Origin of the sequence: Mucilaginibacter phenanthrenivorans, from assembly GCF_024721155.1 — a bacterium.
Lineage (GTDB): Bacteria > Bacteroidota > Bacteroidia > Sphingobacteriales > Sphingobacteriaceae > Mucilaginibacter > Mucilaginibacter phenanthrenivorans.
On sequence record NZ_JAHVAP010000008.1, the window covers coordinates 254,774 to 269,291 of the forward strand.

Consider the following 14,518-nt stretch of genomic DNA (forward strand, 5'->3'; position numbering starts at 1 on the left):
GAAACTGAATATGACAAAGGTATTAATACTTGGAGCCGGCGGACAAGTCGCCGGACATGTGATCGAAAAGTTATCACAAAATAATTCCATCCGTCTTACTTTGTATCTGCGTAATGCCTCACACCTGCAACATTTGGAAGGCGGGCAGATTAAGCTGATCGAAGGCGATATACTGGACGGCGAAAAACTTGAAAATGCTATGCAGGGACAAGACCTGGTCTATGTTAATATAAACGGTCAGGAAGATGTGATCGCCGAACAGACGGTAAAAGCCATGCAGACCGCAGGTGTGAAGCGTATTGTGTTCATTGCAGCCATTGGAATTTACGATGAAGTTCCCGGTGCTTTTGGCCTTTGGAACAAACAGATGATCGGGCCTATACTGGAACGCTATCAAAAAGCCGCAAGCCTCATTGAGGCGTCTGGCCTGGTTTATACGATTCTTCGTCCGACATGGTATACAAACAAAGATGAAGTTGAGTATACAATTACTCAAAAAGGCCAACCAGTTACCGGAACAGAAATATCCCGGAAAAGTGTTGCTGACCTGGTGGTAAAACTTATAGAGGACCCGAATCTTCATGTTAATGAAAGCCTCGGTATGGAAAAAGCCGGAACGGAAGCGGATAAGCCTGGTTTTATGAATTAAAGGAAAATTTGAGATAAACGACAAGTAACGTTAAGGAAATAGGACAGGGTCCAAGTTGGCTCGATTTTCCCTGTTAGCCCTAGTAGGGGAAAAAGCCGAATTCTTTCTGAAGTGCTTATAAAATAAGTGCACCGCATCCTTAGTGTCGCCAGTCCAAACCTTTCTGAATATGCATCCTATCCCTATTACTGAGATAAAAAACACCCTCCTTCACACATGTTATACATCAAAAAACTTCTCCGGTGTTAATGGGAGATCCCGCAATCTTTTACCTGTTGCATTAAATACAGCATTCGCAATAGCTGCAGATACCCCCGTGATCCCGATCTCACCAATGCCACGCGCGCCAATAGGTGAAATATGTGGATCTGGTTTCCCAATAAAATGAACGTCAATCGGCGGGACATCCAGATGAACTGGCACATGGTAATCGGCCAATGTTCGTGTTACCGGGTTTCCCCAGCGTTTATCGTACTCAGTTGCTTCCATGAGTGCTGCTCCGATACCGAAGATCACACCACCAATGATCTGCGATCGCGCTGTTTTCTCATTCATGATCCGGCCTACGTCCTGAACACTGGTAAAGCGTTTAACGCGGATGGTGCCAAAGTCTTCATCTACCCATACTTCGGCAAACTGGGCACCGAACGAGTGAAAAGCATACTGCTTGGTATCGCTGTTTTGTTCCGGCGGAGTTTGGCTTGGCGTGCAAAGCGCACTTGGAACAGTAAGACCAGCACCTGAGACCGGCAAAGTGGTCGCACAAGCCTCGATCTCGCTTCGTTTTGCACGGCTTAATATATTCAAATAAGTGTCGGCCTTTTGATCATCGCCTTTTACGAAAAGTTTACCGTCCGCATAACCGATCTCTTCCGGTTTGCGACCATTTAGTTTAGAAGCAGGGTCAGCGATTGCCAGGGCAGCAAGTTCTTTTCTTAACAACATGCAGGCTTCCAATGCTGCAGGATGGATACTCGCGGTGGTTTGTGAGCCACCGGCCAGTGGCGCAGGGGGAAGGCTGGAATCACCGATCTTTACATCGATGCGGTCCACCGGTACACCAAGTGCATCCGCCGCAGTTTGCGCCAGCACGGTATACGTTCCTGTGCCGATATCGATAGAGGCGGTCATCACCGTCACATCACCTTTCGAATTCATGTGCACCTTTACAGATGCGGCACTCCTTCCTCCGGGATAGGTCGCTGTTGCCATTCCGTAACCCACCAAATATTTTCCGTTCCGTTTCTGCCGGGGCTGCATGCTGCGGGACGACCATCCGAATCTTTCTGCGCCAATACGGTAGCAGTCCACCAGGAATTCGCTGGAGAAGTCATGCCCCTTCATGGGGTCTTTTGTCGTATGATTTTTGATCCTGAATTCTATGGGGTCCATCTTTAATTGATAGGCCATCTCATCCATAGCTGACTCGAGGGCAAAGGTGCCCGGAGTTTCACCGGGGGCACGCATGAACGTTGGGGTACTGCGGTTCAGTTGCGCTACATTGTAGGTTACCTCGCGAAGCGGGGCCTGGTACAAAACAAGCGATTGCTTTCCGCTGGGTTCAAAGAATTGGGTTAGATTATTATAAGTGTCCGTATGATGCCGTACTACGCTTAATTTTCCGGCAGCATCTGTGCCCAGCGCAACACGCTGAATTGTTGCTGCACGGTGACCAACATTGGTCTGCATCATCTGCCGTGTTAGGGCAAGCTTAACCGGGCGGCTCGCCGCCTTAGCGGCCATCGCCACCAGTAAGGTGTGCAGCCAGAGCCCTTTAGAGCCAAATCCTCCGCCAACAAAAGGTGCAATGACATTTACGTTTTCCGCTTTTAAGCCCAGAAAATATGCTGCAATAGAACTTGTAAGCCCAACTCCCTGGGTGGCATCATATAAGGTAAGTTTATTCGGACCCTCCCAAACCGCGACCGTGGCATGCGGTTCCATCGGGTGATGATGTTCGGCTGGTGTTGAATAAGTATGATCCACTTTTTGGGAGGCGGCGGCCAGCGGAGCAGCGGCCTGGCCTTCATTGACCTGAGCCTCTTCACCCATGAACATCTTCGGTTTTTTACTGTTCGGAAGTTCAGTTTTCAGATCAACGGCACCCTTTTCCACTGTGTAACGCACTTTCAGTTTATACGCGGCTGCGCGCCCCTGCTCGTAAGTTTCGGCAACTATCACGGCAATGAACTGTCCGGGATAGTGCACGATATCATCCTGAAGCGGCGGCAGGTTTTCGCCGAGAAATCCGGCACCGGCCTTCATCTGCGCCTGCATGTCGAGGGGCGTTAATTTCAGTGCGTTCTTATAACTGATCACGGCAATTACACCTGGTTCTTTTTGAGCAACAGCGTCATCTATGGATGCGATCTTTCCCTTTGCGATTGTCGCCCGCACAGGAAAAGCATAAGCCATGTTTGGCTGGTTGAACTCTGCAGAATAGGTCGCCTTACCACTAACCTTCATGCGCCCGTCAATGCGGCTTATTGGTTTACCTGTTTCACTCATGATCTTAATTTTTGCTTGTTGAATCTGCTTCCATGGTTCCGTAGGCGCCGCCCTGCATCGCACCTTCAAGTGCGCGTATGATGGCTTTAGCGGCCAGAGCTACCTTGTATTTATTATGCTGCAATGGTTGCGCATTTTTCAGTTCGGCCGCTGCTGCTGCCTTAAAGTTTGCTTCCGTAGCGTGTTTCCCAATCAGCCATTGCTCGGCAACAGATGCGCGCCAGGGTTTATGCGCTACTCCGCCGAGGGCGATCCTCACTTCTTTTATCTTGTTGCCGTCTGTTACCAAAGCCGCGGCAACAGAAACCAGTGCAAATGCGTAGGAAGAACGTTCACGAATCTTTAAGTAATAAGACTTTTCGGCGAACTTGTTTGCAGGCAGATCGATAGATGTAATGAATTCCCCCTGTTTCAGGTTATTATCTAGCTCAGGATGATCGCCGGGAAGCCTGTGGAAATCTGCAAATGGGATACTTCGCTTTGTATTATTAACGCCTTCAACTTGTACAACGGCATTCAGCGCGGCCAGTGCTACCGCCATATCAGAAGGATAAGTGGCCACACATTTTTCCGACCAGCCAAAAATTGCATGGTTTTTATTCACGCCATGCAATGCACCGCAGCCCGTGCCCGGTTCGCGTTTGTTGCAAGGCATATTTACATCATAAAAGTAAGAGCATCGCGTACGCTGATTCAGGTTACCGCCATTGGTAGCCATATTGCGTATCTGGGCGCTGGCGCCCGCAAGTATTGCCATTGCAAGCAATGGGTAATTTTCACGGATCAGATCATCGTTGGCTGTGAAAGCATTGGTGGCGGTAGCACCGATAGAAACGCCACTTCCTTTCTTTTCGATCTTGGCATATTTTAACCGTGACACGTCCACTAATTCGGCAGGGCGCATCACATCCTCTTTCATCAGGTCCACAAGGTTGGTTCCGCCGCCAAGGTACTTAGCTGTCGGATTAGCAGACACGAGTCCGATCGCCGTAGCGGGATCGGGTGCAGTTGAGTATTTAAATGGTCTCATAACGGACGTTTTTTTGAGTAATAAAAGGAGGTATGATCTAAATGGTTCCGTCGGCAAACTGCCAAACCTGCGCTACTGCTTTATCGCCATGAACTTCCCGGATGGCATCTACAATATTTGGATAAGCACCGCAGCGACAGATATTGCCCGACATGCGTTCCCTTATCTCTTCATCGGAAAGTTTAATAGACTTGTTTTTATTGCGCACATTGGCGGTTACGTAACTGGCCTCGCCGTTTTTTGCTTCATCCATTAGTGCAACGGCCGAGCAGATCTGCCCGGGAGTGCAATACCCGCACTGGAACCCATCGTGTTTGATAAAGGAGGCTTGCATAGGATGCAGCTCGTTGCCGGTGGCCAACCCTTCTATCGTCGTAACTTTTTTATCCTCACAGGTCGCGGCGAGCGTCAGGCAAGATAGCACACGTCTGTCATCTACGATCACCGTACATGCACCGCACTGGCCATGATCGCAACCCTTCTTTGATCCTGTTAAATTAAGGCGCTCCCGCAGCGTATCAAGCAGCGTCATGCGCGAATCAACCATCAAATGTTGCGGACTGCCGTTAACTTTAAAGGATATATTGATCCCGTTCTCGATGAATACCGGTGCTTGCTGTTCAATCGGGGCGCTGCGGGCCATCAATTGTTCGATGCCTAACAGGTGAGCGGCTAGTAAACTGGCACCGGTCACGGCGAAGAGTTTTAGGAAGTGCCGGCGTTTGATACCTGATGTAATGATCTCGCTCATTTCATCGGGCATGAGTTCTTCCAATGCTTTCCTTTCTGCTTCTGTGAGGTCAGGGAGTTTAGCTTGTTCTTCCATAAACGTGTGATTGAGGATATTCCTGAATTGAGATTTAGTTTCCTATTTTTTTTAAACACATGCTAATAAAGATTGTTTGAGGGGGCTTGGCTATTCAGCCAATTAAGTTGAGTAATAAAAACCCACCGCATATATTAAGTCAGATTCTGTATAAGATATGGTAAATTGTGTGCCATAAAATTCTAAAAGTGGCACTGAATGCTGCTGAAAACGCTTTCGATGACCAAATACTTGCAGCCCGGGGCTAACCAATTCGCAAACACATCATGATGAATTCTTATGGGTTCATTCTTTTAAACATCCCCTGAATTTCAGTTGGCGTTGCTTTCGATAGCATTTCGCTATATCCAAAAGTCAGTTCATTCTTACCTTCTTTTAATTGTTGAAACACTGCATTAATAAAATCAGCAACAGCAGGGTGTTCGCTGTGCAATCCTTTGCCCCCCAGGTCAGTGTTGAGGGCGGGTGGGATCACTTCGATGACCACTATATCTTTTGATTTCAACAAATGCCTCAATGAAAGAGTAAACGAGTGAAAAAAAGCTTTTGTGGCACAATAAACAGGCACCTTCGTAAGTGGCGAAAATGCCAACGCAGAAGTTACATTAATGACGGTATCCAGAGACTGGAGTCCGGTGAATAGTGAAGTTAAATGTAAGGGAGCTATAACATTTATTTCAATTTCGCTTTTCGCTTTATCATAAAAGCGCTCATCAGAAATATCCACCCAGTTTTGAATACCTGCATTGTTTACCAATACGTTCAGATCACTGTGGTGTTCAGCGATCCAGTGGTAAAGTTCTATACGTTCGGATTCCTCTGATAAGTCGCAAACCTTGGTTATTAAGCCAGGGAATTTGTCAGACACTTCTTGCAGCGCTTCTTTCCTTCTGCCGCAAATAATAACCTGGTTATTTTCCTGAATAAATCTTTCAGTCAATCCCAGACCGATGCCAGTGGCTCCGCCAGTGATCAAGATTTTGTTGTTTGATAATTTCATTAGTTTTTCGTTAGTATTATTCGTATTGAGGAACAAAGCTCTTGATACTTTCGCTCAAGACTGTTATACGGATTCCTGTTTTATTTACCATTATTCCGATTAGCGCCGACATATACACTTTTTGACTAGCGGCATACAGAGAGCAGGCTATAAGCCCAACAATTTTTCGGCATTCTTATAACCGATTTTTTCTTTGGCCTCTTGTGAAATAGGCGCCGTTTCAAGAAATCGCCCGGTATTTTTATCTATTAAATAGGGATAATCACCTGAATAAATAATTTTGTCGGCCCCCAGTTCTTCAATCACATATTTAAGTTGAGCTTCAGAAAAAAGCCCGCTTGGTGTGATATAGATATTGCTTTTATAATAGCCGGAGATTTTACGATCTAACGTTAAAGTCTTGCTTAATTGATCGTCTAAGCGATTCAGGAAAAAAGGAACCAGTTCGCCCCAATGTCCTGAAATTAGTTTCAAATCGGGCAGTTTGTCAAAAATACCCGAAGCAATTAACCGGACAATTGCGATTCCTGAATCTAAATGCCAGCCATATCCTGCCGATGCAAACATAGCCCCTGCAACGGCAGGCCAGTTATTACTCTGATAATAGTGTGCTGCAATATTTGGGGGGATGAAACCAGGGTGCATATACACAGGGACGTTTAGTTCCTGGGCTTTGGAAAAAATGGGTAAAAATTCAGGTTCATCAAAAAAGCGACCATTGAAAGTTCCTGAAAGCATTGCGCCTTTAAAACCTAATTCGTTCACAGTCCGGTTCAACTCCTCTCCGGCCGCACTTGGATCGGCAACGGGCAAAGTGGCAAAGCCGGCAAATCTCGTTGGGTGCAGTTTTATCAGATTAGCTAATTCATCATTGACTTCCCGGCAAAGTTCAAGAGCTAAGGTTTTATCTGTTATATTTTGAGGGCTTCCGGCACCATATGACAGTACTTGCATGTCAATACCGCTTTCATCCATAAATTTTAGCCGCCGTTCTCCAACATCTTCCATATCATCGCTGGTTGGCCCAATTTTCATTAACTCCTTTTGCACTAAATCGTTGGGCGCTGTCCCACCATTTTCTTTGATGTTGAATGCGGTTACTTTTTGCGAGATGCTTTTCAGGATAAAATGCTCCTCAATGGTAATTATTTTATTTAATGGCTTCATGTTTATTTTAGTGATGGTTTAAACCAGACTCATGGAGTCCTGTTTTAAAATAAGGAGCCTGGGATTTTAATCCCAAACTCCTTTTTAGGAAATTGGTGCTAATGAAAGAAATTATTTACCTGCACCGTCATATACCTCTTTTACAATTTCTGACGCAGAAATAAGTTTAGGCCAACCTGCATAAAATGCCAGTTGAGTCAATGCTTCACCCATTTCCTGCCTGGTAATGCCGTGCTCAACAGCCCTGCCCATGTACATTCCCAGAAATTGAATATCCCCGGCCGCGATCATTGCACATACTGTTGCCAGGCTTCTGCTTCTTGATGATAATCCGGCACGCAGCCAAACTTCGCCATACAATAATTCATTGGTGTATTTAGCAAAGCCTTTTGCTATTGGGGCGATGTTTTGCTGAATAAAAGCTATCCTGTTTTCATCGCCCGGTAAAGCCTCATTTTTATCAAGCGTCAGCGGGGCGATTGAAGGTAATTCTGCTTGTGATATTCCATAGTTTGCAAATACATCTTTTGCAACAGCCACAGCCGACATGGCGTTAGGCACTCCTGAATAGAAAGCAAGGTGAGTAATAATCTCTGAAAGTTCGCCCGGTGTAATACCGTTGTTCAGCGCTTTAATAAAGTAATGGGGCATTGCATTACTTTGGTTTCTTGCTATCAGGCTTGATAAAGCAACTATGCAACGGTCATGCTTGGACAAACCCGGACGCTCCCAAACTTCGCCGACTAATTTTTCAGCAATATACTTGCCTAACGCAGGAGAAACACTACTTACATCAGCATTTGAAAATGCAGGTTTAGGTGCTGATGCGCCGGTAGCGTTAATTTTAAGCGCTTTTACAATGGCTTCGCCTACGCTGGCGGCAGATTGCGGATTTTGGCCCGTAATCAATCTGCCATCAATGGCGATGTTATTGTTCCAGTTGGGCGCGTGCTTGTAAACAGCGCCGTGTTTAATTAAAGCATCCTGCAGCAGGAATGGAACTACATTGGTTGATTGCACTTCTTCCTCTTCACCATTAGTAAAGCCTGCCACATTTTTGTCTGCGATCAAATATGCGCCATCACTTAGTTTTACATTTACCAAAGCTGCGGGGCCGTGGCAAACTGCTGAAACAATTTTCCCGGACTCATAAAATTCCGGTACTAACTTTAAGATCGCGGGGCTATCAGCGAAATCCCACATGGTTCCGTGACCACCTGCAAAGAATATGGCGTCATAGTCTGAAGCCTTTACATCATCTAATTTCAGGGTATTCGCGAGAGCTTTACGAAAATCAGCATCTGCCCAATATTTGGCATTAACCGGATCATTGAAATCCTCTAAACCATCTAACGGGGCCCGGCCGCCTTTTATAGATGCAATATCTACAACAACGCCGCTTGCTTCCAATTTTTCCAATGGATGTGTAACTTCGCTCAGGTTAAATCCTGTTGGGATACCTGTAGCTCCTTTAACATTGCAGCTTGTTACTACGAATAAGACTTTTTTTGCGCCTTTTGTTATATTCATTTTTTTATTTTAATATTTATTGGGGTAGATTATTAGATTGACAATTATATCATTGATGTCGAGTGATTCAATAGATCATTGGACGGAGCGAAGTTCTTTATACTTTTGCATCAGATCGTTATACAGATTCCTGTTTCTCTTACCATTATTTCTGTTCAGGAGTATTTCTGTAAGATTGTTTACAATACCTTTGACCCAATAAAAAGGCCTTATGACTTTGTTTCATAAGGCCTGTGCATATCAAAAAATAGTTGCTAAAACGGGCATTTTAAGATGGGATATTAAAAACGACTTTGCCTAAAGCTCCCTCTTTGATTATGGTTTTATAAGCTTCTTTATAATCTGACATGGGATAGGTTTTGCTAATGTGAATATCAAAACCGTTTAACGTATAGTTTGCCAAGCGATTTAAACTTTCTGTATCTGATTTCATTAAAATAACTTCGTGTCTCTTTTTAGATACGATATTATTAAAAAATGAATGCACAAAATTCCATAGCGAAGGGGTTACGGTAAAATATGTTGAATCTGCTTTCATTAATTTTTTAGCCTGGCTGAAAGGTAATTTTACAGAGAGTTCAATGATAACATCAAACTTTTTCTTTAAGTCCGTCACTTTTTCTTTGTTGTAATCAATCACATAATCGCTACCCCATTTTTTCAACAAATGATGTCCTTTTGCGCTTGAAACAGCCGTTACAATCGCTCCCTGGCTTTTAGCAATCTGTATAGCAAACATTCCTACTCCGGCAGATGCACCATTTATCAAAATTTCCTTCCCTTTAATGTTATTTGTGAGCATCTGTGAAGCTGTTTGGCCGACCGTTGGTATTGCAGCAGCCTGCTCAAATGGCAGATCTGTAGGCTTCTTAGCAATTTCTTTTTCATTCACCAGGATGTATTCTCCAAGGACTCCCTCTTTAAAAGGATTTGTTACACCAAACACGTCATCCCCGGCTTTAAATTTTTGGACACCCATACCTGTGCTTTCTATTGTTCCGGAGAAGTCGCAGCCAACAGATTTTGGGAATTTCTTGCCTGACATCATTTTGACCTCACCCATTAAAATCTTCCAGTCAATAGGATTAATAGAAACTGCCTTTACCTTAACCAAAATTTGTTGTGTATCGGGAATTGGCTTATTTACCTCCACGGAATGTAAAACGTCGACACTGCCGTATTGGTCATAGATTATTTTTTTCATTGATTTAATTCTTTCTTGAAAATTTATTATTCGAAAAAACGGTCAGTCACTCAATGACTTATCAGGTCGCGCGGATAAAGCGCGATATCGATAACATTGAGGTGATCGTTTTTCGCTGTAAAATTACCGGAACGGAAATTGAATGTCGTTGACTTGGATCAACAAATCATAGGTGGGCAACTCTTCTTCTAACCCTGCTTAGGGTTTCTTTCCGGATGCCAAGAAAGTTTGCAATATAGTGCTGTGGAACACGCAGCAATAAGGATGGTCTTTCCTTAAGAATTTCCAAATACAGCTCTTCAGGTGATGCCGATTTAATTCGGTTTGAATTTTCCATTATGGAGGCATTATCAGAAAAACTCTTATGCATTGTAAAGTTCTGAATCCATGGTGTTTTTACGGCGTTACACATATCATCGCCTGTTATACACAATAATTCGCAATCCTCAAGTGCCTGTAGGTTCATGTCCGTAGGCTTTTGCGTTACCATACTTTGGATCTGACCAACCCATGCATTTTCTTCATAAAATTGGAAAATTTTCTCGTCGCCCTCGGTATCGATCCAATATTCACGCAAGCAGCCTTTTAAAGTAAACGACCAATACTTGGGAACTTTACCGGCTACGTAATGGAACTCACCCTTTTTTAAATAAACCGGTTTAAACAGGTTAAAAAAGAACTCAAATTCATCTCTGGATATTTGAACGTAAGAGCAGATATGAGTATAAAGTATATCAATGTTCATTTTAATTAAGGTTTATAAAACCCTTGATGTATCAAATTTGAAATGGGAATAATTAAACGAAAATTCGTTAATTAAAAGTAAGTAATCTTATGGATTGAAAATGGCCATATGAAAAACAAAATAGCGATTTCCTACACTGTTAGATCCAAAATTAGTATAAATTGTGATCTGCCGTTTGTCCGGCTAGTCAAATAAGTGCTGGATGGATTAACATATCAGGGTATTCGAACAAGGTTAAACTAAGTTTTGCCAGGTGACTTTATTTGCAGAACTATATCAAATGATTCAATAGATCATTCTAAGGGGCGAAGTTCTTTATAGTTTTGCATCAGATTGTTATACAGATTCCTGTTTCTCTTACCATTATTTCTGTTCAGGAGTATTTTTGTAAGATTGTTTGCAATACTTAATCTAATTTCACTTCAAATAACCGAAGTCATGGGAAATCCCCTCAGAATTGAAAGTGTGACCCAGATCAATAATGACCGTGGGCAAAAGACCCTGCATCCATTAGTTAGTGTTCTTGACCAGTCACTGTCGAAGCCCGTAAAAGAGGCACGTTATATTTCGGACGTATACATGATCTTTTTAAAAGACGAGAAGTGCGGGGAGGTAAAATATGGCCGCAGTCATTATGATTACGAAGAGGGAACACTTCTTTTCATTGCACCCGGGCAGGTATTTGGATTTGACGAAAGCGAAAACATGATACAGCCAACGGGCTGGGGATTATTCTTTCATCCCGATTTGATCCGCGGAACCCACCTTGGCAAATGCATTAACGAATACAGTTTTTTCTCTTACGATGTCAATGAAGCGCTTCACGTATCCGATGCAGAAAGAGAAATAGTGCTGGAGTGTTTTAATAAGATCCGATATGAATTAGCTCATCCAATTGATAAGCACAGCAGGACATTGATCGTAAGTAACATCGAAATGTTCCTGAATTATTCCGTTCGGTTTTATGACCGGCAGTTTCTCACAAGAGAACATATTCATAAGGATGTATTGACTGGATTTGAGGGATTACTGAACGATTACTTCCAGTCGGAAAAGCTGCAAAACCTGGGATTGCCTTCAGTTTCATATTGTGCAGCTCAACTCAACCTGTCTCCAAAATATTTCGGAGATTTGGTAAAAAAAGAGACGGGGAAATCAGCACAGGAGTATATACAGCTAAAACTGATTGATGCCGCGAAAGAACAGATACTTGATGTCAGCAAATCAGTAAGTGAAGTTGCTTATAAGCTTGGTTTTAAGTATCCATCCCATTTTACCCGTTTCTTTAAACAGCATGTTGGGCATTCACCCAACGAATACCGGACTTCATTTAATTGATAGGTAGGCGTAGGATGTAAGTAGCGAGCGAGCAGAATGCACTCATCCACCGGTAAGTGAAGAATGGCCGCAAAATGGTGTTGATCCGTTGTGTGTCCAAACTAGAAATTACGATAGGCTTGACCAGGCTGTTTCGTGCTCCTTAGAGCATCGGGGTTTGTTGATAAGAAGGAAAATCCCAATTAGCGCCCAGAAAGTTGAGGTGGTCAAAGTGTTCCGGAAATGCCTGTTTGTGGTTTTCGGAATGAGGTAGTCTATCGCTTCGGAATCTCCACGTTAATCCCTGATCCGCAAATAGATCCACCGATGATGTCTTGTTTTCTGTTTTTAATGTCAGATTTCGAAATAGCGATTATTAAATTTGTTTTGTTGAACACTGTTTAATAATATTGCATCGGTTTTAAATTAATCAATCACGGACCATTATGAAAAAAGCGTTCACCACAGGTGCCAGCGGATCTAATATTTTTATCTTATCATCATTTAAATGGGCATAGCAGAACGAAAACAGGAAGAGAAGCAGGAAATGCACAAGCGCATCCTTAATGGTGCACGTAAAATATTTTTAGAGAAAGGCTATGAAAAAACCAGCATGCGTAATATTGCCCAGGAGATCAACTATAGTCCGGGCTCTCTATACTTTTATTTCAGGGATAAAAGCGAGATCTTCCATGAATTGCACAAGGAGGGCTTTCGTCTGCTGCTTAACCAGTTAAAAGTACTGGAAAAGGTCGGCGATCCTTTTGAACGGTTAAAGGCCTCCGGCCGCGTTTTTATCCAGTTTGCGCAGGAGAACAAAGATTATTATAATCTGATGTTCATTGTTGACGAACCGGTAAAAGATTCGCTGCCTGAGGGATTCCAGATTGGCGAAGAGGCGATCAGTTATATGCAGGGAATGGTAAAGGAATGTCAACAGAAAGGCAAATTCAAGGATATGGACACAGAATACTTTACTTTCCTGATCATTTCCGTGGTACATGGCATCTGCGCACTTTTCTGTAAGCACCGTAACACGAGCTTTAGTGGTAAAACCGATGAGGAATTGATGGAGAACGGCTATGAGGCTTTTGTTGCTCTGCTCGAAAAGAGTTAGCCTATTTTTTTAATATTATGTTGAACACTGTTTAAATTTATAACAATGATTAATTAACATCATGAAAAATCGAATCTTTTATTATTATGCTCCTGTCCTGATGGCAATTTTTGTCACTCCGGTGGTGTATGGGCAGGGCAAGCTGGACGCATACATTCAGGAAGGACTTGCCACGAATCAAAGCATCAAGCAACAAAACTTTGTGCTCGAAAAAAATATCTATGCATTAAAGGAAGCCAAAAGCATGTTTTTGCCTGAGGTTACCTTTTCCACCACCTACACGAAAGCTGATGGCGGGCGTACCATAGATTTTCCCACCGGCGACCTGCTCAACGGCGCTTATGCCACATTGAACCGGCTGACGGGGAGCAATTCCTTTCCACAACTGCAAAACCAAAGTATCCTGCTTAACCCGGACAATTTCTATGATGCCAAGTTCCATACCAAACTTCCAATTCTCAATGCGGAACTGATCTATAACAAGCGGATCAAAAAGCAGCAGGTAGACCTGCAAAAAGCCGAGGTATTGCTTTATAAGCGCGAACTGGTCAAAGAGATCAAAACGGCTTATTACAATTACCAGAAAGCCGTGTACGCGACCGGTATTTACGAATCTTCACTTCGTTTGGTTGATGAAGGGCAAAGGATCAATACGAAGTTGTATGAAAACAGCAAAGTAAACCGGACGGTGGTGCTCAGAAGCCAAAACGAAGTGTCGCGGATCAACGCCTCGCTCATCAGTGCCCAAAAAACAGCGGAATCAGCACGTTATTATTTTAACTTCCTGCTTAACCGCCCGCTTACAGACAGCGTACTTTTAGACGATATTAAAACATTGCCTGCAAGGGAACAATTGCTGGGAAACAGCATTACCGGTAGAGAAGAGTTATCAAAATTACGGATAGCTACAGATATTAACGGCAACCTGACCGGGCTGGCCAGATCCTATATCGTCCCCAAGTTAGGAACGTTTATCGACCTGGGTTCGCAGGCCTTTGACTGGAAGTTCAACGGTAACAGCCGTTATTACTTATTCGGGGTTTCCCTGGAATGGAACCTATTCTCTTCCGGTAAAAACAATTACCGCGTGAAGGAGGCAATTGCCGACCGCGAGGCCCTGGCCTCACAAACCGATTATGTACAGCAGCAACTGCTTACCGAGCTAAAGGTACGTCAGGCCAGTATGCAAAGCGCCATTGCGCAATACGAGGCGGCACAATCCCAATTAAAAACCAGTCAGACCTATTACGGGGATATGCTGAAGTTATACAAACAGGGAATGGCCATTTACATAGAACTGCTGGATGCCCAGAACCAATGGATCGATGCACAGCTTAACGCCAATATTGCCCTTTACGACACCTGGATCGCAGATGCCGCGATCGAACGCGCCAATGCCAGTTTCACCATTCAATAAAAACCCAT

The 14,518-nt window shown here is 43.7% G+C and carries 12 protein-coding genes; 4 read left to right on the forward strand and 8 right to left on the reverse strand.

All coding sequences use genetic code 11. The features are described 5' to 3' along the window. Positions 1 to 10 precede the first annotated feature (10 nt). Entirely contained in the window at positions 11 to 649 is a 639-nt protein-coding gene (locus tag KXD93_RS20515; RefSeq protein WP_258139222.1) for an NAD(P)H-binding protein, read from the forward strand. Positions 650 to 868: 219 nt separating this feature from the next. Here KXD93_RS20515 and KXD93_RS20520 read toward each other — a convergent pair whose 3' ends face one another. The 8 genes from KXD93_RS20520 to KXD93_RS20555 all read right to left on the reverse strand — a co-directional run bounded on the left by KXD93_RS20520 (position 869) and on the right by KXD93_RS20555 (position 10,659). Further along, positions 869 to 3,220: a xanthine dehydrogenase family protein molybdopterin-binding subunit gene (locus tag KXD93_RS20520; protein ID WP_258139389.1), complete on the reverse strand. Its 2,352-nt coding sequence runs from the start codon at positions 3,218 to 3,220 to the stop codon at positions 869 to 871. After that, the gene (locus KXD93_RS20525; RefSeq protein ID WP_258139223.1) at positions 3,162 to 4,187 is read right to left on the reverse strand and encodes an FAD binding domain-containing protein; all 1,026 of its coding nucleotides are present in this window, start codon (positions 4,185 to 4,187) and stop codon (positions 3,162 to 3,164) included. The genes KXD93_RS20520 and KXD93_RS20525 overlap by 59 nt, the downstream gene beginning before the upstream one ends. A 37-nt stretch (positions 4,188 to 4,224) precedes the next feature. Beyond that, positions 4,225 to 4,881, reverse strand: a complete 657-nt coding sequence (locus tag KXD93_RS20530) for a 2Fe-2S iron-sulfur cluster-binding protein (RefSeq protein WP_308726296.1) — start codon at positions 4,879 to 4,881, stop codon at positions 4,225 to 4,227. A 409-nt stretch (positions 4,882 to 5,290) separates the two neighbouring features. Then, entirely contained in the window at positions 5,291 to 6,013 is a 723-nt protein-coding gene (locus KXD93_RS20535) for an SDR family oxidoreductase (protein WP_258139224.1), read from the reverse strand. A gap of 147 nt (positions 6,014 to 6,160) precedes the next feature. Further along, complete coding sequence (locus tag KXD93_RS20540; RefSeq protein ID WP_258139225.1) at positions 6,161 to 7,180, reverse strand: amidohydrolase family protein; 1,020 nt, start codon at positions 7,178 to 7,180, stop codon at positions 6,161 to 6,163. A 111-nt stretch (positions 7,181 to 7,291) separates the two neighbouring features. Beyond that, entirely contained in the window at positions 7,292 to 8,710 is a 1,419-nt protein-coding gene (locus KXD93_RS20545; protein WP_258139226.1) for a carboxymuconolactone decarboxylase family protein, read from the reverse strand. A 268-nt stretch (positions 8,711 to 8,978) separates the two neighbouring features. Beyond that, positions 8,979 to 9,914 carry an NAD(P)-dependent alcohol dehydrogenase gene (locus KXD93_RS20550; protein ID WP_258139227.1) on the reverse strand — a complete coding sequence of 312 codons (936 nt, stop codon included), beginning with the start codon at positions 9,912 to 9,914 and terminating at the stop codon, positions 8,979 to 8,981. 166 nt (positions 9,915 to 10,080) lie between these two features. Then, positions 10,081 to 10,659 carry a Crp/Fnr family transcriptional regulator gene (locus KXD93_RS20555; RefSeq protein WP_258139228.1) on the reverse strand — a complete coding sequence of 193 codons (579 nt, stop codon included), beginning with the start codon at positions 10,657 to 10,659 and terminating at the stop codon, positions 10,081 to 10,083. A 438-nt stretch (positions 10,660 to 11,097) separates the two neighbouring features. Here KXD93_RS20555 and KXD93_RS20560 point away from each other — a divergent pair, with 438 nt between their 5' ends. The 3 genes from KXD93_RS20560 to KXD93_RS20570 all read left to right on the forward strand — a co-directional run bounded on the left by KXD93_RS20560 (position 11,098) and on the right by KXD93_RS20570 (position 14,510). Continuing rightward, positions 11,098 to 11,997: a helix-turn-helix domain-containing protein gene (locus tag KXD93_RS20560; protein ID WP_258139229.1), complete on the forward strand. Its 900-nt coding sequence runs from the start codon at positions 11,098 to 11,100 to the stop codon at positions 11,995 to 11,997. A 487-nt stretch (positions 11,998 to 12,484) separates the two neighbouring features. After that, complete coding sequence (locus tag KXD93_RS20565) at positions 12,485 to 13,093, forward strand: TetR/AcrR family transcriptional regulator (RefSeq protein ID WP_258139230.1); 609 nt, start codon at positions 12,485 to 12,487, stop codon at positions 13,091 to 13,093. Positions 13,094 to 13,154: 61 nt separating this feature from the next. Next, positions 13,155 to 14,510, forward strand: coding sequence for a TolC family protein (locus tag KXD93_RS20570; RefSeq protein ID WP_258139231.1), 1,356 nt, complete (start codon positions 13,155 to 13,157; stop codon positions 14,508 to 14,510). Positions 14,511 to 14,518 lie beyond the last annotated feature (8 nt).